The 18,689-nt window shown below is 61.4% G+C and carries 11 protein-coding genes; 10 read left to right on the forward strand and 1 reads right to left on the reverse strand.

Translation table 11 applies throughout. From position 1 onward, the window contains the following. Nucleotides 1–325: 325 nt before the first annotated feature. The gene (locus QMB98_RS03820) at nt 326–2,008 is read left to right on the forward strand and encodes an ABC transporter ATP-binding protein/permease (RefSeq protein ID WP_371684331.1); all 1,683 of its coding nucleotides are present in this window, start codon (nt 326–328) and stop codon (nt 2,006–2,008) included. Continuing rightward, entirely contained in the window at nt 2,005–3,666 is a 1,662-nt protein-coding gene (cydC, locus tag QMB98_RS03825; RefSeq protein WP_371684332.1) for a thiol reductant ABC exporter subunit CydC, read from the forward strand. The genes QMB98_RS03820 and cydC overlap by 4 nt, the downstream gene beginning before the upstream one ends. A gap of 172 nt (nt 3,667–3,838) precedes the next feature. On the opposite strand, the gene QMB98_RS03830 is transcribed toward cydC, so the two are convergent. Next, the gene (locus tag QMB98_RS03830; protein WP_371684333.1) at nt 3,839–6,250 is read right to left on the reverse strand and encodes a phosphoketolase; all 2,412 of its coding nucleotides are present in this window, start codon (nt 6,248–6,250) and stop codon (nt 3,839–3,841) included. Nucleotides 6,251–6,670: 420 nt separating this feature from the next. Here QMB98_RS03830 and ilvD point away from each other — a divergent pair, with 420 nt between their 5' ends. The 8 genes from ilvD (at nt 6,671) to cimA (ending at nt 18,616) form a co-directional block, all read left to right on the forward strand. Beyond that, nucleotides 6,671–8,509 carry a dihydroxy-acid dehydratase gene (ilvD, locus tag QMB98_RS03835; protein WP_371684334.1) on the forward strand — a complete coding sequence of 613 codons (1,839 nt, stop codon included), beginning with the start codon at nt 6,671–6,673 and terminating at the stop codon, nt 8,507–8,509. Nucleotides 8,510–8,895: 386 nt separating this feature from the next. Further along, the gene (locus QMB98_RS03840; RefSeq protein ID WP_371684336.1) at nt 8,896–10,497 is read left to right on the forward strand and encodes an aspartate:alanine exchanger family transporter; all 1,602 of its coding nucleotides are present in this window, start codon (nt 8,896–8,898) and stop codon (nt 10,495–10,497) included. 387 nt (nt 10,498–10,884) lie between these two features. Continuing rightward, on the forward strand, nt 10,885–12,708 hold the full coding sequence (locus QMB98_RS03845) for an acetolactate synthase large subunit (RefSeq protein WP_371684337.1): 1,824 nt from the start codon (nt 10,885–10,887) through the stop codon (nt 12,706–12,708). Between the two features lie 9 nt (nt 12,709–12,717). Continuing rightward, nucleotides 12,718–13,248: an acetolactate synthase small subunit gene (gene ilvN, locus QMB98_RS03850; protein ID WP_371684338.1), complete on the forward strand. Its 531-nt coding sequence runs from the start codon at nt 12,718–12,720 to the stop codon at nt 13,246–13,248. Nucleotides 13,249–13,264: 16 nt separating this feature from the next. Then, complete coding sequence (gene ilvC, locus QMB98_RS03855; protein WP_371684339.1) at nt 13,265–14,290, forward strand: ketol-acid reductoisomerase; 1,026 nt, start codon at nt 13,265–13,267, stop codon at nt 14,288–14,290. Nucleotides 14,291–14,777: 487 nt separating this feature from the next. Next, nucleotides 14,778–15,836: a 3-isopropylmalate dehydrogenase gene (locus QMB98_RS03860; RefSeq protein WP_371684340.1), complete on the forward strand. Its 1,059-nt coding sequence runs from the start codon at nt 14,778–14,780 to the stop codon at nt 15,834–15,836. Nucleotides 15,837–15,848: 12 nt separating this feature from the next. Further along, a complete protein-coding gene (locus tag QMB98_RS03865) occupies nt 15,849–16,991 on the forward strand; it encodes a branched-chain amino acid aminotransferase (protein ID WP_371684341.1) in 1,143 nt (380 codons plus the stop codon). Further along, nucleotides 16,988–18,616, forward strand: a complete 1,629-nt coding sequence (gene cimA, locus QMB98_RS03870) for a citramalate synthase (RefSeq protein WP_371684342.1) — start codon at nt 16,988–16,990, stop codon at nt 18,614–18,616. The genes QMB98_RS03865 and cimA overlap by 4 nt, the downstream gene beginning before the upstream one ends. Nucleotides 18,617–18,689 lie beyond the last annotated feature (73 nt).

Below are 18,689 nucleotides of genomic sequence, written 5' to 3' on the forward strand. Positions count from 1 at the left end.
CAAGGGTAATTTCAACAACTAACTACCCCTGCCACATAGTCTGACGCGCGACATTGAGGCGGAAGCCAGGTCAGCCGGTTACCGAAGCAGGTGCTCGCCATGCTCATTGCTGTGAGGTGTGGCTCCGCCCGCCGTACCGGTGGACGGAAAGCGTGAGGGCTGGACTATTCTCGAAGGGGAGTGGCAAGCCCCGGAAGGTCCGACGGACTTGGAAACGAGGCAGTGGCAATTCTTTGACGTTGCCTCGGGTGAACCACTCACGTACTGCTCGAGCTGAGCTGATATGCCCAGTTCGTCGCTGAAGAACTGTCTCTGAAGGAGATTCGTGAAGAACGATGTCAGTGTGACCTCCGAGGGGAGGGGTGCCGTTCTCGGTGTGGCAGGGCTGCGACTGTTAACCTCCGTGTTCATGGCCGCAGCTCTCGTGGCATTGGGTTCCGCCGCCGGCGATGCCATCGATGGTGCTGCACCATCGGGCTCAGCCTGGATAGTCGCACTTGTGGCTGGCCTGGGTGCAGCATTGTGTGCGTCACTGGAGATCACCTACGGTGGCAGGCAGGCGCGGGAAGAAGAACGGAGAATCCGCGGCAGGATCCTAGAGACGGTCTTCCGTTCGACAGAGCTCCCAAAGAACACGAAAGAGTTCCCCTCGGGGCGGCTGATCTCGATGATGACCGACAGTGTTGAGAGAGTCACCGAGTACCGCCAGGTCTACTTCGGATCCACCTTGGCATCCCTCGCAATCCCGATCCTCATCCTCGCCTACATTGCGATCGTCATTGATCCCATCATCGGCGTCGGCGGTCTTCTCGTGGTTCCGTTGGTACCCGCCGTCATCGGCCTGTTCTTCAAGATGTTCCGAAAGGTTTCGAGCAACTCGCGCGCGGAACGGGCGCGACTGACCAGCAACTATCTCGATGCTCTGCGGAACCTTGTCACGATCCGCCTGTATGGTGCGGGACCACGGATCGAAAAGAAGCTCCGTGACAATGGTGAGGCAAACCGTTCCGCCATCATGAAGCTCCTGGCCGGCAACCAGATCGTGATCATCGTGGTCGATGGCGTTGCCTCGCTCCTCATGATCTGCTGGCTGGTGTTCCTCACCGCGACCAGGCTGAGTAACGGCCAGATCGACGGAGGAGAGGCAGTCACGGTACTGCTGGTCCTAGCTCTTCTGCTTGAACCGTTCCGCCAGGTATCCGGCTTCTTCTACATCGGCATGGGAGGCAGAGCCGCGGAACGCTCAATCAAGCGCTACCTGAGCCTGCGACCGGATGCTCGGCAGGCCACGGCAACTGAGGTGGCGGAGGCAACCATTAAGTCTGATACCAATGACGCTGACGCTATCGCCGTCGACAGCGTGCGCTACGACTACGGGCGAGGTGAGGTCCTCCACGGCGTCTCGATGCATGTGAAAAAGGGCGAGACCGCTGCCCTCATCGGTGCCTCCGGCGCAGGCAAGTCCACACTCCTGTCCCTCCTGCGTGGTTCCCTTCCCCTCCAGGAAGGTGAGATCCTTCTCGATGGGAGGAATGTTGGTGATATGAGCGTGGGGGAAATCCGTGCTCTCACCGCCACTGTTTCCCAGAGCACGTGGCTGTTCACCGGAACAATTGCAAGCAACCTGAGATTCGCGAAGCCGGAAGCCACGGAGAAGGAGATGTGGGAGGCCCTTGAGCGAGCCAACGTCGCAAGCGAAGTTCGGAGCATGCCCCAGAGACTCCACACGGAGGTCGGCGAGGGCGGCTCCCTTCTCTCCGGAGGTCAGGTCCAGCGTATTGCGATCGCCCGTGCACTCCTCTCCGGCAGAAGCATCCTCCTGCTCGATGAACCCACCTCACATGTCGATGCCGAGTCCGAGGAGCGAATCATCGACGCAATCGAGGGACTGAAGGGAGATCTCACGATCCTTATCGTCACGCACCGCACGTCCCTGCTCCGGATCGCTGACAGCACCTGGGAGATGACAGAGGGAAGGCTCAAGGAAGTGCAGGGGAGGACGGCATGAGACCCACAACCATTGAGCTTTTGCGCTGGCTCTCCTCGATCACCCGTCCAGTCCACGGACCCCTGTTCCTCTCGACCCTGCTCCGCATCATCAAGCAGGTCTGCGATCTGCTCTTATTCGGCTTGGCTGGGTGGACGGTGATGGAGGTTGCGGGCGGCAGGTCCCTCGGACCCCTGTTCGCGCTCCTCATCCTCATCGCACTCGTCAAGGCTGCGGCCTACTACGGGGAGCAGTTCACCGGCCACTACGTGGCCTTCAAGGCACTCGAACTCCTCCGCGGGCACGCCTTCGCATCCCTGTGGCCGAAGGCCCCGGGCATCGTTGCGCGCTCGCGGTCGGGAGACCTCCTATCCTCGCTCACCAAAGACGTGGACCGCATCGAAGTCGTCTACGCACACACCGTGGCCCCGGTCATCTCCGCCATCATCGTCCCACCCCTGACGATCATCACCATCGGACTGGTCTTTGGTTGGCAGGTGGTTCTCATCCCGGCTGTCTGCGTAGCGGTATCTCTTCTCATCGTTCCCCTCATTGGCTTCCGTAGCTCAGGGGAGCGAGCCGACCAGGTTCTCTCCCTCCGCGGTGACATGAGCGCCCACGTGACCGACTCGGTCTTTGGAGTCGAGGATGTCGTGGGGTACGGCAGGGAACAGGATCGCCTCAGGGAGATGGGTGACACGGGGGAGAGGATCGCCTCGGCCTCCGTGAAGTCAGCAAGAGCCACCTCGGTCCGCCGCGGCATCAACACCTTCCTCAACATCGCGATCGTCACGTCGATCATTGCCGTCGGCATCGACCAGGGGATGGTCATGAGCGTCGTGTGTGCGCTCGCGGTTGGTTCGCTCCGACTCCTCGAAGGACCTCGGGGGATCGAAGAGGCAGCGGGCTCCCTCGACCGCTCACTGGCAGCCGCCCACAGGCTGTGGCAGGTGTGCCACATACCGGAGATGGTGAGCGATGGACCGACCGTCAAGGAACTGTCCGATTCCCCGACGATCACCTTCGACAACGTGAGCTACGCGTACCCGGAGGGGGAGGTGCCCGTGCTGAAGAACATCAGCCTCGACATTGAGCCGGGAAGACGCACTGTCTTTGTTGGTCCGTCCGGCTCGGGCAAGTCCACGACCGCCCAGCTACTGCTCCGGTTCGATGATCCGGATGAGGGTCAGATCCTCATCGACGGCCTCCCGCTCACGGAGCTAACGCTGGACTCCCTGCGGTCCCAGGTCGTGCTCGTGTCACAGCGTAGCCAGCTCCTCGATTCGACGATTGAGGAGAACCTCCGGCTCGGCAAGGTCGATGCAACCGAGGATGAGATCTGGGATGCCCTCCGCATCGCCCACATCGATGACGAGGTGAAGTCTATGCCTGCGGGGCTCAGGACCCGGGTCGGTCAGGACGGATCCAAGCTCTCCGGCGGTCAGGGTCAGCGCATCTGCCTCGCTCGCGCCCTCCTCACGAAACCGAAGGTGCTGATCCTCGACGAGTTCACGGCAAACCTCAACTCCGATCTCGAGAAGGCCATACGCGAAGAGATCCTTGAATCCCTCGGGGGCCTCACGATCATCGAGATCACGCACAGGCTCGACGACATCGACGGAAGTAAGGTCGTGACGTTCGAGAACGGAACCATCACCAACACGGTTCCCGGCAGCTAGAAGTCGCCACGTGAGTGAGGAGCGGACACCCTGTGCCCGCTCCTCACTCACGCTCTCGAATTACCTCTTACGTTGTTGTTCTTCTCCAGATTCTTTATTCAGCCAGATCCTCTGTTCAGTCGGTGTTCCTTGCTCGCTCGGATTGATGCTTGTGGCAAGAGGAATCGGCTGACTACTCGTTGCCCTCGAATACCCAGTCGGTGATCTCTGGCATGTCCTCCAGGTGTTCGACCGTGTACTCGTGGTGGCGCTCCAGCATCTTGTAGCACCAGCGCTTGAGATCGGCACCGCCACGAACCGTGCGCTTCGTGTTGTTGATGGCGTCGATGACGAGAGAGTAGCGGTCGACCTGGTTGCGAACAACCATGTCGAACGGGGTCGTGGTCGTCCCCTCCTCGCGGAAGCCGCGCACGTGGAAGCGGTCAACGTCGGGGCGTCCGTGGACGAGCTGGTGGATGACACCCGCGTAGCCGTGGAAGCAGAAGAGCACATCCTGCGTGTTAGTGAAGGTCTCGGCGAAGTCCTGATTGGACATGCCGGTGGGGTGGTCCTTCGGCCGGGACAGGGTCTGGAGGCGCACGACGTTGACGACGCGGACCTTGAGGTTCGGGAGCTTCTGACGCAGGATCTGGGCGGCGGCCACAGCCTCCATCGTCACCACGTCACCGGCGCAGGCAATGACGATGTCCGGATCCTCGGTCGAGTCCGGATCCTCGTTACCGGCCCAATCCCAGATGCCGAAGCCGCGACGACAGTGCACCTCGGCCTCGTCGGGGGTCAGCCACTGGAACTGGGGCTGCTTGTCCTGAACGATGACGTTGACACGGTTCTGGGTCTGGTACGAGTAGTTCGAGACCTCGAGCAGGCAGTTGGCGTCCGGCGGCAGGTAGGTGCGGACGATGTTGCCCCTCATGTTGACGATCGTGGAGAGCACGCCGGGACCCTGATGAGAGAAGCCGTTGTGGTCGTTACGCCAACAGGTCGACGACAGCAGGATATTGAGAGCCGGGACGGGCACGCGCCAGTCCAGTTCGATTGCCTCCTCCAGCCACTTCGTGTGCTGGATCGTCTGCGACACGGACACCATGCCGAATGCCTCGTAGGAGGCGAACAGGCCGTGGCGGCCCGTCAGGTTGTAGCCTTCAAGCCAGCCGTGCGTGTTGTGCTCCGACAGCACCTCCATGACCCTGCCCTCTGGCGAGATCTTGACGTCGTCATCATTGAGGGATTCCATGAACGCGCGATCCGAGACGTTGAAGACCGCACCCAGCCTGTTCGAGTTCGTTTCGTCCGGGCAGAACAGGCGGAACGTTGTCGGGTTGAGTCGGTAGATTTCTTCTAGGAAGTCACCGAGCTTGCGGGTGGATTCGTCGCGGAGCTTGCCGCGTTCGGACGGCTCGAAGTCGAGACCGAAGGACTTCCAGTCCGGCAGGTCGAGAGCCTGGTACTCACCACCGCCATTGCCGGCAGGGTTGGCCGACATGCGGTACTTGCCGATCGGGTTGATTGCCTTGACCAGATCCACGGGAGTCCCGTTCTCGTCGAACAGTTCTTCCGGGCGGTAGGAACGCAGCCAGTCCTCGAGGATCTTCAGGTGCTCGGGGTTCTCGCGAACTCCCGAGAGGGGAACCTGGTGGGCACGCCATGTGCCGGACACCTGGATGCCGTCAACGACGTCCGGTCCCGTCCATCCCTTCGGGGTGCGGAGAATGATCATGGGCCAGTGTGGGCGACCGCCGGCCTTGACGCCCTCGGTGCGTGCCTTGTTCTGGATGTTCACGATCTGTTCGTAGGCGGTGCCGAGAGCCTGTGCGAAACGGTGGTGCATGCCGGGGAGGTCGTCACCCTCGACAAAGATGACCTCGTAGCCGTGGCCCTCGTAGTACTTCTGGAGCTCCTCGGGATCCTTGCGCGCCTGAACCGTGGGGGAGGCAATCTTCGCGCCGTTCAAGTGCAGGATGGGAAGGACCGCGCCGTCGCGTGCCGGATTGAGGAAGGAGATGCCCTTCCAGGAGCCCTCGAGGGGAGCGGTCTCTGCTTCGCCGTCACCCACAACCGTGAGGGCGATGAGATCCGGGTTGTCGAAGACCGCGCCGAAGGCGTGGACGAGGGCGTAGCCGAGCTCGCCACCCTCGTTGATGGAACCGGGAGTAGTGACGGACGCGTGGGAGGGAATGCCGCCGGGTGCTGAGAAGCGACGGAACATCTTCTGCAAACCGTCGGCATCCTGCGTGATCTCTGGGAAGCACTCGGTGTACGTGTCCTCCAGGTACGTGGCTGCCACGATGGCGGGACCGCCGTGTCCGGGGCCGGTGATGTAGATCATCTCCTGGTCGGTGTGCTGGATAAGGCGGTTGGCGTGGGCGTACACAAATGACAGGCCGGGGGAGGTACCCCAGTGGCCAAGCAACCTCGGCTTGATGTCATCCGCAGTGAGTGGCTCGCGCAGGAGAGGATTGGACTTGAGGTAGATCTGTCCAACCGTTAGGTAGTTGTTGGCTCGCCACCACGCATCGAGAGACTTGACCTCGTGCTCGGTGGGATTCTTGATTGTGTCAAGAATTGCTTGCGATGTTTGCGGCATGATCTGGCCCTTCACAACGGTGATATTTACGAATTGTCGACTAAACGACTTCAGTAGAATCTACCGCTAATGTGACACCTCCCTCAATGGGTTAGCCTATGTTGCCACGAGTTCGTTAGGTCGTTGCCACCAAGAATTCACCAAACACCCAGGAATGGCGTGAGCAAAGTGGAAATCGTCGGGAGTGGCGCAGGTGTCGGTGGGAGCAATACAGGTTTCGGCGCGAGTGACACAGGCTTCAGTGCGAGCAACGCAAGATACGGTGCGAGGGACGTGGGAATGAGCGCGAGCGACGCAGGAGTTCAATTCAGTAGCAGACGTATCAAGGGTTCCGGGGCGGTCTCTGTCTCGCTCCGTGGCCGCATTTTTCGTCGTTTTGGACTGGAGTCGTAAAGTTAGGAAAGACCAAAAGGAGATGGTATGCCTACTTTGCGTTCAGCAACTTCGACTCAGGGCAGGAACTTTGCAGGGGCCAGGGCCCTGTGGCGCGCCACGGGCATGGGAGACGGTGACTTCGGCAAGCCGATTATTGCGGTCGCCAACTCGTTCACCCAGTTCGTTCCCGGCCACGTGCACCTGAAGGACATGGGGCAGCTCGTCATTTCTGCCATCGAAGAGGCCGGCGGCGTTGGCAAGGAATTCAACACGATCGCCGTCGACGATGGCATCGCCATGGGCCACGACGGCATGCTCTACTCGCTTCCGTCCCGCGAGATCATCGCGGACTCCGTTGAATACATGGTGAACGCGCACACTGCCGATGCTCTCGTCTGCATCTCCAACTGTGACAAGATCACCCCCGGCATGCTCATGGCAGCCATGCGCCTCAACATCCCCGTCGTTTTCGTATCGGGCGGACCCATGGAGGCCGGTAAGTCCATCGAGGGCGTCATCGACCACCCGGTCAACCTCGTTGACGCCATGAGTGGTGCGGCAGATGAGTCGATCAGCGACGCCGATCTCGCTCAGATCGAGAACGCGGCATGTCCGACCTGTGGTTCCTGTTCTGGCATGTTCACCGCGAACTCCATGAACTGCCTGACCGAGGCACTCGGTCTGTCACTTCCCGGCAACGGCTCGACCCTCGCCACCCACGCCTCCCGCAAGGAACTCTTCCTCGAGGCCGGCCGTACCATCGTGAACCTGGCCCGCCGCTACTACGAGGATGGGGACGAGTCCGTCCTGCCCCGCAACATCGCCACTCGCGACGCATTCTTCAACGCGATGACCATGGACGTGGCCATGGGTGGCTCGACCAACACGATCCTCCACATTCTCGCCACCGCCATTGAGGGCGAAGTCGACTTCACGCTCGAGGACATCGACGCGATCTCCCGTCAGGTTCCCTGCATCGCCAAGGTCGCACCGAACCATCCGGTGTTCCACATGGAGGACGTGCACCGTGCCGGTGGCATCCCCGCGATCCTGGGTGAGCTGTACCGTGCCGGCCTGCTCAAGGACTCCGTCCACTCGGTTCACTCCGATGACCTCAAGTCGTGGCTCGAGAAGTGGGACGTCCGCGGCCCCGCACCCGCACCCGAAGCTGTGGCGCTGTTCAAGGCCGCTCCTGGCGGTGTGCGCACCACCCAGGCCTTCTCGCAGGCCAACGAGTGGGAAGAACTCGACATCGATGGCGAGAAGGGCTGCATCCGTGCAGTCGAGCACGCCTACACGGAAGATGGTGGCCTTGCCGTCCTCAAGGGCAACATCGCCGAGGAAGGCGCCGTCATCAAGACCGCCGGCATCGACGAGGAACTCTTCCACTTCGAGGGACGTGCCCGCGTCGTCGACTCCCAGGAGGACGCCATTGAGCTCATCCTCTCCAAGTCCGTTGTCGACGGCGACGTCGTCGTCATCCGCTACGAGGGCCCCAAGGGCGGCCCCGGCATGCAGGAAATGCTATACCCCACCTCGTTCCTTAAGGGACTGGGTCTCGGCAAGACCTGCGCCCTCATCACCGACGGACGCTTCTCCGGCGGCACCTCCGGCATCTCCATTGGCCACATCTCGCCCGAGGCTGCAGCGGGTGGCGGCATCGGCCTGATCGAAGAGGGCGACCGCATCGTCCTCGACGTTCCCTCACGCTCACTGCAGCTCATGGTGGACGACTCGACCCTCGCACAGCGTCGCGCAGCCAAGGGCGCACTGCCCTGGAAGCCCGCCAAGGAACGCCCCCGCAAGGTCTCCAAGGCACTCAAGGCATACGCCCTACTGGCACGTTCGGCCACCTACGGCGGCGTCCGCAGCCTCGACGACTAACCAACACTCGAACTGGTCCGACTGCCAGCCACACAAGCCGACGGCAGCCGATACCACGGGCAGGTACCGCCGTGGTGGGCAACTGCTGGCGCGGCTGATGTGTCCTGGTGTAGCGGATCGCAAATGCAGGGTTGAACAACTGAATAAATTGGAGGACTAATCCAGGGTTCTTCAGGCTCGGGACGGCATGTGGGAATGCCACTGAGCCCTGAACGAGCTCGGGAGCCGGTCTAGGACTAAAGGGGACGGGAGGTGCAGTGCCCCTCCCGACCCCGTGCTTTATCCGGGGTACCTTCTTCGCAATCGGGACTCATGGCCCCACCAAAGAATGCTGGTCCAGGGGATACTGATGGTGGAAATCGCACAAATAAGGAGCATCCACAGGCATGAACAGTCTTCTTCAGTTCCTTGCAGACCAGCCGCTGATGACAGCGTTCTTGATCATCGGTATTGGCATGGCACTCGGCCACATCAAAATCAAGGGAGTTGGGCTCGGCGCCGCCGCCGTCCTCTTCCTCGCGATCGCTGTCGCCGCACTCGGTCAAGCAAACGGTATCGTCATCGAAATCCCGCACCTCATTGGATCCATGGGGCTCGTGCTCTTCGCGTTCGCAATCGGTAACAACGCGGGCGGCACATTCTTCCAATCCCTCAGGCAAGCAACCGGCCCCATCGTCACCATGGTGGTTCTCTTCATCCTTGCCGCAGTCGCAGCCTACTTCGTTGGCGTGTACGTGTTCGACATGGACACCGCCCTGATCGCAGGTACCTTCGCTGGTGCGCTCACGAACACTCCCGCGCTCGCGGCAGCGGGCGAATCCTCGGGAGATCCGGGCACCGCAACCGTTGGTTACGCGGTCGCCTACCTCTTCGGCGTGATCGGCATGATCATCGCCGCGAACGCGGCACTGCGCAAGTCGGCAGGCGATACGGATACGCCCTCGCCGGTCCGTCACGAGAACGTGCGCGTCGACAGGGACGACATGCCCACCGTTGGTGAGGTCATGGCCGAGGCGAGCACTCCAATCGAGTTCTCCCGCATCCGCCGAGGCGAAGAAGGCCCGATCTGGATTCCTGACGCTTCCGAGAAACTCCACAAGGGAGACCTTGTCACCCTCGTTGGCGAGGATGCCACGGTCGACGAGGTTACAAACCTCGTTGGGCACCCGTCCTCGCACTCGCTGCGCTCAGACCGCAGGCTCCTCGACTTCCGTCGCATCACGGTCTCCGAACCCAAGATGGTCGGTAAGACCATTGGTGAACTCGACGCCGTGCTCGCGGAGCGCTGGGGAGCGAAAATCTCCCGCGTACGCAGGGGCGATCAGGACATGCTCGCTATCCCGAACATCATGGTGGAGATGGGGGACAGGGTCCGCGTTGTTGGACCCACGACCAAGCTTAAGGAAATCTCGAGCTGGCTCGGTGACTCCTCGAAGGGCCTCACCGACATCAACCCCATCGCCCTCGGACTGGGACTAGGACTTGGCATCATGCTCGGCTCCATCAAGATCCCGGTTCCCGGTGGTGGCGACTTCAGCCTCGGCGCCGCAGCCGGCGTGCTTATTGTCGGCATCGTCATGGGTCGCCTCGGCAGGGTCGGCAACGTTGTGACGGCTCTCCCGAAGACAGCGAACCTCGTGATCTCCGAACTCGGCCTGCTCGTCTTCCTTGCTCAGGCGGGAACCAACGCTGGTGGCCAGATCGGTGAGGCATTCACCTCGGGTGCCTGGTGGCAGATCCTCATCCTCGGCGTCATCATCACGATGATCATGGCGGCAGGCCTCTACTTCGCGATGCGAGGCATCTTCAAGATGGGTGGTACGAAGCTTTCCGGTGTCCTGGCCGGTTCGCAAACCCAGCCTGCCGTCCTCGCCTTCGCCAACGGACGCTCCGGATCCGATCCGCGCGTTGCCCTCGGCTACGCCCTCGTCTATCCGGTCGCCATGGTCACGAAGATCCTCGTGGCCCACGTACTAGGGGGTTTGTAGAAGACTAGCCAATTCTGGCAGACTTCTACAGTGCTCCCCGGAACTCGATTTTGACAGGAAGATCGTGTCCCGGGGAGCACTTACTTGTCATAAAGTTCAGACAAATAAGAAAGTCTTAGAACGACAGTTTTCCGTGAAAATCAGCCGATTCCAGGGAATAAAGACGGCTTAAAACTGTCTCATAAGTTAATACTGTGCGCCAGTATATGAGATATGGCCGGATTAATTTGCTTCTGTGAGGCGGGTCCGGCTACTGTATAAACCATGGACATGAAACTTGTAGTTACCAGGCGCGCCACACCGGTTCGCTGAGGTTGTGTTGCGCGCCCCCTGTTCCGAAGCAGGGGGCTTTTTCATTGCCATACCGATCCACGTCTAGGAGGAATCATGGGGAAACCAGCATCCCCTGCAACACTCGCTGAAGCGAGTGCGTTGAAGGCGCAGAGCGACGGTGTTATTCACGAGAAGTCAACCGGTGCTCGGTCCATTATCCGTTCTCTGGAGGAGCTGGGCGTCGACACTGTATTCGGTCTCCCCGGCGGCGCCATCCTCCCGACTTACGATCCACTCTTGGACTCCCAGAAGGTCCGTCACATCCTCGTTCGTCACGAGCAGGGTGCGGGTCACGCAGCTGAGGGTTACGCGCACGCAACCGGCAAGGTCGGCGTCTGTATCGCCACCTCCGGCCCGGGCGCCACCAACCTGACGACCGCGATCCTCGATGCCTACATGGACTCGGTTCCCATGCTTGCCATCACCGGCCAGGTTGGTGCACCGCTCATTGGCACCGATGCGTTCCAGGAAGCAGACATCGTCGGCATCACCATGCCGATCTCCAAGCACTCGTTCCTTGTCACCGACGCCAAGGACATTCCCGCACGCATCGCCGAGGCCTACGAGCTGGCCCAGACCGGCCGTCCCGGCCCCGTCATCGTTGACATCGCCAAGTCCGCGCAGAACGCAGAAGTTGAGTTCGTGTGGCCGCCCGTGCGCGACCTCCCGGGTTACCGTCCCGTGACGAAGCCGAATGCTCGTCAGATCCGCGAGGCTGCCCGCCTCATCGCAACCGCAGAGAAGCCCGTGTTCTACCTCGGTGGTGGCGTTATCCGCGCTGGTGCTGCCGAGAAGGTGCGCGAGCTGGTGAAGATGACCGGCATCCCCGCCGTCACCACCCTCAACGCCATCGGTTCCCTCTCGGTGGAGGACCCCCACAACTTGGGCATGCCCGGCATGCACGGAACGGTTGCGGCCGTGGATGCTCTCCAGCGTTCCGACCTTCTCATCACTCTGGGTGCCCGCTTCGACGATCGTGTGACCGGCAACCTCGATTCGTTCGCACCGGACGCTCAGGTCATCCACGCGGACATCGACCCCGCCGAGATCGGCAAGAACCGTCACGCGGACGTGCCGATCGTGGGTGACGTTCTCGAGACAGCTCAGGAACTTATTGACGAGATGCCGGCCGCGTACCGCCAGTACGGTCAGCGCGACATCGCCGCGTGGTGGAAGCGCCTCAATCGAATGAGGGAGACCTACCCGCTTGGTTGGACCCCAACCGAGGACGGCTACATGGCTCCCCAGTACGTGCTCGAGCAACTCTCCGAGATTGCGGGCCCCGACGCCATCTACGTGGCTGGCGTTGGTCAGCACCAGATGTGGGCGTCCCAGTTCATCAAGTTTGAGAACCCGCGCACCTGGATCAACTCCGGTGGTGCCGGCACGATGGGCCTTTCGGTTCCCGCCGCCATGGGCGCCAAGGTGGCCTGCCCCGACAAGGTCGTGTGGGCCATTGACGGTGACGGCTGTTTCCAGATGACGAACCAGGAGCTCGCCACCTGCGTTATCAATGACATCCCGATCAAGGTTGCGGTTATCAACAACTCGTCCCTGGGCATGGTGCGCCAGTGGCAGACTCTGTTCTACAACGGCCGCTACTCCAATACCGATCTCGATACCGGTCACGGCACCCGTCGCGTTCCCGACTTCGTCAAGCTCGCCGATGCCTACGGTTGCGTTGGCCTGCGGTGCGAACGACCGGAGGATGTGGCCGACACGATCCGCCAGGCCATGGAGATCAACGACCGTCCGGTTGTCATTGACTTCCAGGTGTCTGCCGACGCCATGGTGTGGCCGATGGTGGCCGCGGGCGTCTCGAACGATGAAATTCAGTATGCTCGCGATCTTGCTCCCAACTGGGACGACGAAGAATAGAAGGACCCCATGAACACCAGACACACACTCTCCGTTCTCGTCGAAAACAAGCCGGGTGTCCTGACTCGCGTCGCCGCCCTGTTTGCTCGCCGAGCATTCAACATCGACTCGCTCGCGGTGGGTCCCACGGAAGATCCCGAGATCTCCCGCATCACCATCGTGGTCGACGCAGCTGAGGCGCCTCTCGAGCAGGTGACCAAGCAGCTGAATAAGCTTGTCAACGTCATCAAGATCGTGGCTCTGGAGCCCGAGACGTCGGTCCAGCGCGAGCTCCTTCTCGTCAAGGTGTCCGCAACGGACCAGAACCGTACCTCGGTTCTGCAGATCGTGGACATGTTCCGCGCTCACGTCGTTGACGTTGTGCCGGATGCTGTCACGATTGAAGCAACCGGATCCGCGGGTAAGGTGGAGGCGTTGCTGACGTCTCTCGCCCCCTACGGGATCAAAGAAATTGTCCAATCGGGTGCGGTCGCGATCTCTCGTGGCTCGCGCTCCCTATCCGAACGAGTGAGTGCCGAACGGGCACTCCGTCGCGCCTGAAATCAAGGAGATAACTGTGGCAGAAATTTACTATGACGACGATGCTGATCTGTCGATCATCCAGTCGAAGAAGGTAGCCATCATTGGTTACGGCTCGCAGGGCCACGCCCACGCGCTCAACCTTCGTGATTCCGGCGTGGACGTCGTTGTTGGTCTGCGTGAGGGTTCCTCCTCCATTGCTAAGGCCGAAGAGCAGGGCCTTGCCGTCGCAACCGTGGCTGATGCAGTCAAGGACGCCGACGTCATCATGATCCTTGCTCCGGACCAGCACCAGCGCAAGATCTACGCGGAAGATATCGAGCCGAACATCAAGGAGGGTGCAGCACTGTTCTTCGCCCACGGCTTCAACATCCGTTACGGCTACATCAAGCCCACCGCCGACCACGACATCTGCATGGTCGCACCGAAAGGCCCCGGCCACACCGTGCGCCGCGAGTACGTCAACGGCCGCGGTGTCCCGGACATCGTCGCCATTGAGCAGGATGCGTCCGGCCAGGCATGGGAGCTCGCACTCTCGTACGCCAAGGCAATCGGCGGCACCCGCGCAGGCGTCATCAAGACCACCTTCACGGAAGAGACCGAGACCGACCTCTTCGGCGAACAGTCCGTTCTCTGTGGTGGCGTCACCCAGCTCATCCAGTACGGCTTCGAGACCCTGACCGAGGCCGGCTACCAGCCCGAGATCGCCTACTTCGAGGTTCTGCACGAGCTCAAGCTCATCGTTGACCTCATCAACGAGGGTGGCCTCACCAAGCAGCGCTGGTCGATCTCCGACACGGCAGAGTACGGCGACTACATCTCCGGCCCCCGCGTCATCTCGCCCAACGTCAAGGACAACATGAAGGACGTCCTCTCGGACATCCAGGACGGCACCTTCGCCACCCGCTTCATCAACGACCAGGACAACGGCGCTCCCGAGTTCAAGGAACTGCGCAAGCGCGGTGAAGAGCACCCGATCGAGAAGGTCGGCGTTGAGCTCCGCAAGATGTTCTCGTGGCAGGACGTCGATGCCGACTACACCGACGGTCAGGCAGCCAGGTAACAACTAGTGGTGTTGGGGTGCTCCATCGGGGGCACCCCAACATGTTCCCGGGATACGGTCGCGTCCTGCGCGAGTGAGTTGCACGAGTGAGTTGGACCGGGGTGGAGCGATGGCGGCGTACAGAAACGGTTTCCGACTTGGAAACTCCACCGTCGGTCACGAGAAGACAGCGGCGCCGATCGAAATCAATGACTTTCAGTGACGACGCCGAAGGGTTCGATCGCGCAGATCGCAACAGGACGTCATGGTGGGGGAGCGGGTCTGGGGCCAGTCATCCGCAGGAGCGTCGATCCATCAAGGTCATTCTCCGAAATAACCTCGCCGAGAATCTTTGAATACTCTTCCTGGGACTCCGTGAATCCCGCGTGTGGAGAGCGCTGAATGCGGCTGGTTTCGGGTCCACAGTCGGGCCGGTGCACAGCCCGCACAATCTCCCACATATTGAACTTGTAATATCAGAATATGGACGAAAGGCTAGTATTAGACCATGAATCGAACAATCAAGCTTGCTGTTATTCCCGGTGACGGCATTGGTCCAGAAGTCGTCACTGAAGGCCTGAAAGTCCTCCACGCAGCCATTGGTGACTCCGACGTCACCTTCGAGGAAACGACTTTTGATCTCGGTGCGGCGCGTTGGCACAGGACCGGCGAGGTTCTGCCCGATGAGGAGTTCGAGCAGATCGCTGGCAACGATGCGATCCTCCTGGGAGCTGTCGGCGATCCGTCGCTTCCCTCCGGAATCCTCGAGCGTGGTCTCCTGCTCAAGCTGCGTTTCGCTCTTGATCACTACGTGAACCTGCGCCCCTCGAAGTACTACCGCGGCGTACCCACCCCACTGGCAAACCCGGGTGATATTGACTTTGTGGTTGTTCGTGAAGGCACCGAGGGCCTCTACGCTGGTAACGGCGGCGCCGTGCGTATCGATACCCCGCACGAGATCGCGACAGAGGTTTCGGTCAACACCGCCTACGGTGTGGAGCGAGTTGTGCGCTACGCGTTTGAGCTGGCAACGACCCGCGACAACCGACTAACCCTCGTTCACAAGCACAACGTGCTCGTCAACGCCGGCCACCTGTGGCGCCGTACCGTCGAACGCGTGGGCACGGAGTTCCCGGGCGTGACCGTCGACTACCTGCACGTCGATGCTGCCACGATCTTCCTCGTGACCGACCCGGCACGCTTTGACGTGATCGTGACCGACAACCTGTTCGGCGACATCCTGACGGACGAGGCCGGCGCCATCACCGGCGGCATCGGTCTTGCGGCCTCGGGCAACATCAACCCCGATGGCGCGTTCCCCTCAATGTTTGAGCCCGTACACGGTTCGGCTCCCGACATTGCCGGCCAGCAGAAGGCCGATCCGATCGCTACTATTTCGTCCGTGGCTCTCATGCTCAACCACCTGGGTCTCACGGAGGCGACAGCGAAGATCGAAGCGGCCGTTGATGCTGAGATGGAGGCACGGGCGGACGCTGCCGAGGCGGGAACGCCCCTGGTTCGCTCCACGAGCCAAATCGGTGACGATGTCGTTGCCCGGATCCGTTAAGAAAGAAAAGCTATGACTGAGAACCTTTCAGCATTAGAACAGGCGGCTGCCCAGCCGCTTCCGACCTCGGATGAGCTCGCTGAGTCCTGGACTCACATCCCGAGTGTGAACCCCACGCCCGTTGAAAAGCGGGAGGAGATTTTTGGTCACCTTGGGTTTGGTTCGGACTTCACGGACCACATGGCCCACGCGATCTTCGAGGAGGGAAAGGGCTGGCACACGAAGCTCATCGAGCCCTACGGCCCCCTCACTCTCGATCCCGCCGCATCTGTTCTGCACTACGGTCAGGAGATCTTTGAGGGACTGAAGGCGTACCGTCACGACGATGGTTCCGTGTGGACGTTCCGTCCCGGATACAACGCGGCACGACTCAATGCCTCCGCCCGCAGGCTCGCGATCCCGGAGCTTCCCGCTGAGGACTTCATTGCCTCGATCGTGGGTCTCGTGCGCGCCGATGAGGATTGGGTGCCCTCCGCTCCCGGTTCCTCCCTGTACCTGCGCCCCTTCGTGCTTGCAACGGAGCCGTTCCTTGGCGTGCGTGCCGCACACAAGTACGACTACCTCTGCATCGCCTCCCCGTCGGGTGCCTACTTCACAGGTGGCTTCGAGGGCATCAACGTGTGGGTGTCTCCCGACTACCACCGTGCGGGCCCCGGTGGCACCGGCGCCGCCAAGTCCGGTGGCAACTACGCCTCCTCCCTCGTGCCCAAGCTCGAGGCGAAGGAAGAGGGCTACGACGAGGTCTGCTTCCTCGACGCAGCCACGAACAAGAACATTGACGAGCTGGGTGGCATGAACGTCTTCGTCGTGTACGAGGACGGTTCTGTTGCGACTCCGAAGCTTACGGGCAACATCCTCGAGGGTGGCACCCGCGGCGTCATTCTGCGGCTCCTGCGCGACAAGAACGTCGACGTCTCGGAAGCGACGATCCCGCTCGCTGAGCTCGTTGCCGACATCGAGTCCGGCAAGGTCTCCGAAGTGTTCGCTTGCGGCACCGCGGCCGTCGTGACCCCGATTGCCCGCCTTGCTGGCGAGGGCTTCGATGTCTCCATCAACGTTGGTGACGTGACGAAGTCGATCTACGACCAGGTGACCGCGATTCAGCTCGGACACGAGCCGGATCCGTACAACTGGACCTACAAGATCTCGGCATGAGTAGCGAACTCGTCGTCTACGACACGACGCTGAGGGATGGGGCTCAGCAGGAGGGAATGAACCTGTCCGTCGCGGACAAGGTCACCCTCCTGCCCCTCCTCGAGGCATACGGCGCCGACATCATCGAAGGCGGATGGCCGGGAGCGATCCCGAGGGACACCGAGTTCTTCGCGCTCGCGAAGAGGGAGAGCCCGCTGAAGCGAGCGAAGCTCGCGGCCTTCGGGTCCACGAGGAAGGCAAACGTGGCCGTGGAGGACGACCAGCAGGTCAGGGCACTTCTCGACTCCGGCGCCCCCATCATCACCCTCGTCGCAAAGTCCGACTTCCGTCACGTCCTCAAGGCCCTGCGCACCACGGAGCAGGAGAACCTGGCCATGGTTTCAGACACGGTCACGTTCCTGCGCGAGCAGGGCAGGGAAGTCATGGTAGACCTCGAGCACTTCTTCGACGGTGCCGAGGAGAACAGGGCGTACACGTACTCCGTGGCGGAGGACGCGGTCCGCGCTGGTGCCAGCACGATCATTGCCTGCGACACCAACGGTGGCTCCCTCCCCGAGACCATCTCCCAGCGCATGATCGAGCTTCAGGAACACCTGAAGGAGGCAGGACTAGATGCCATCCTCGGCATCCACGCCCACAACGATGGTGAGTTGGCGGTCGCGAACTCGATGGCGGCGGTGACTGCCGGCGCCACCCACGTGCAGGGCACGGTCAACGGATATGGCGAACGCACCGGCAACGCCAACATCCTCACCGTGATCGCGAACCTTCAGCTTAAGGGCGGCCACAGGATCGTGACCGATGAGCAGCTGGCCAACCAGACCCGCGTCTCCCACGCAATCTCTGAGATCGTCAACATCGCCCCCTACGGACGTCAGCCCTACACGGGTGTCTCGGCCTTTGCCCACAAGGCGGGCCTGCACGCGTCCGCGATCCGTGTCGATGCCGACCTGTACCAGCACATCGATCCCGCTCTCATCGGGAACAACATGCGCATGATCGTGTCTGACATGGCGGGGCGCGCATCGATCGAACTCAAGGCCAGGGAAGTCGGACTCGACCTCTCGGAGCGCCCCGAGGTCCTGACCGAGGTCACGAATCGCATCAAGAAGGCAGAAGCACAGGGTTACACCTACGATGCGACCGACGCCTCGGTGGAACTCATCATCAGGGAAGTCGCCGACGGCAAGAAGCTCTGCTTCTTCGAGATCGAATCCTGGACCACGCACCTATCGGGACAGAAGGAAGACTCCAACGGAGCAGAAGCCGTTCTCAAGCTCGCCACGGGTAAGGGCCGCACCCTCACCGTCGGTGAAGGCGTAGGCCCCGTCGACGCCCTCGACAACGCGCTACGAGAAGCCCTCGTACCCGTCTATCCCGAGCTCAAGGACTGCGAACTGACCGACTTCAAGGTCCGCATCCTGGACGGCTCCGCGGCCACCAAGGCAACCACGAGAGTCATCATCTCGATGTCGTCCCCAACGGGTTCCTGGGCCACGGTCGGGGTCGGCAAGGACGTCATCGAAGCCTCCTGGGAGGCCCTGACCGACGGCTACATCTACGGCCTCTTCAAGGCAGGAGTGAGGCCCTACAAGGCAGAGCAACTCGAAGAGGCAAACGCCTAGGGTCCGGGGATCAGAGATTCCCGCTAAGGAACACAGCTGAGCCAAGGATCAAGCTGGACGTGGTGGGGGGGGG

The sequence above is a fragment of the Flaviflexus sp. genome (assembly GCF_041440645.1).
Classification (GTDB): domain Bacteria; phylum Actinomycetota; class Actinomycetes; order Actinomycetales; family Actinomycetaceae; genus Flaviflexus.

What these genes read in the sequence shown, in the direction of transcription:
- cydC (WP_371684332.1), top strand. Translation starts at nt 2,005, where the DNA reads ATGAGACCCACAACCATTGAGCTTTTGCGCTGGCTCTCCTCGATCACC.
- QMB98_RS03830 (WP_371684333.1), bottom strand. Translation starts at nt 6,250, where the DNA reads ATGCCGCAAACATCGCAAGCAATTCTTGACACAATCAAGAATCCCACC.
- ilvD (WP_371684334.1), top strand. Translation starts at nt 6,671, where the DNA reads ATGCCTACTTTGCGTTCAGCAACTTCGACTCAGGGCAGGAACTTTGCA.
- QMB98_RS03840 (WP_371684336.1), top strand. Translation starts at nt 8,896, where the DNA reads ATGAACAGTCTTCTTCAGTTCCTTGCAGACCAGCCGCTGATGACAGCG.
- QMB98_RS03845 (WP_371684337.1), top strand. Translation starts at nt 10,885, where the DNA reads ATGGGGAAACCAGCATCCCCTGCAACACTCGCTGAAGCGAGTGCGTTG.
- ilvN (WP_371684338.1), top strand. Translation starts at nt 12,718, where the DNA reads ATGAACACCAGACACACACTCTCCGTTCTCGTCGAAAACAAGCCGGGT.
- QMB98_RS03860 (WP_371684340.1), top strand. Translation starts at nt 14,778, where the DNA reads ATGAATCGAACAATCAAGCTTGCTGTTATTCCCGGTGACGGCATTGGT.
- QMB98_RS03865 (WP_371684341.1), top strand. Translation starts at nt 15,849, where the DNA reads ATGACTGAGAACCTTTCAGCATTAGAACAGGCGGCTGCCCAGCCGCTT.
- cimA (WP_371684342.1), top strand. Translation starts at nt 16,988, where the DNA reads ATGAGTAGCGAACTCGTCGTCTACGACACGACGCTGAGGGATGGGGCT.